We start from the raw sequence: 281 nt of genomic DNA on the forward strand, positions 1-281 counted from the left end.
CTCCCCCGACCCGCACCCCGGCCACCGCGCCTGCATGCGCGGCGGCGTTCGCGGGCTCGCCGCGGTGCGGCTCGAAAGCCCCGCTCACCCCTCGGGGAGAGGGGAGAAGAGCGTCGGGCGCGTACAGCTCCAGCGGCTTCGGCAACGCCGGATCTTCCAGCTCACGCAGCGCCTCGTACACGCTCTGCGCGCGGCTGGCGATTTCGCTCTGCTTTTCGATGCCGTGGTTGATCGCCCTGCCTTGCTCGGCGATCTCCGCCAGATAGCGGATGCGCGCGCCG

General features: G+C 71.9%; 1 protein-coding gene. It reads right to left on the reverse strand.

Going from position 1 to position 281, the window contains the following annotated elements; all coding sequences use genetic code 11:
* Positions 1-281, reverse strand: a 281-nt coding sequence (locus FLQ44_RS02875) for a hypothetical protein (RefSeq protein ID WP_147692969.1), incomplete at both ends; no start/stop codon positions are given.

Origin of the sequence: Vogesella mureinivorans (assembly GCF_007644035.1) — a bacterium.
Classification (GTDB): domain Bacteria; phylum Pseudomonadota; class Gammaproteobacteria; order Burkholderiales; family Chromobacteriaceae; genus Vogesella; species Vogesella mureinivorans.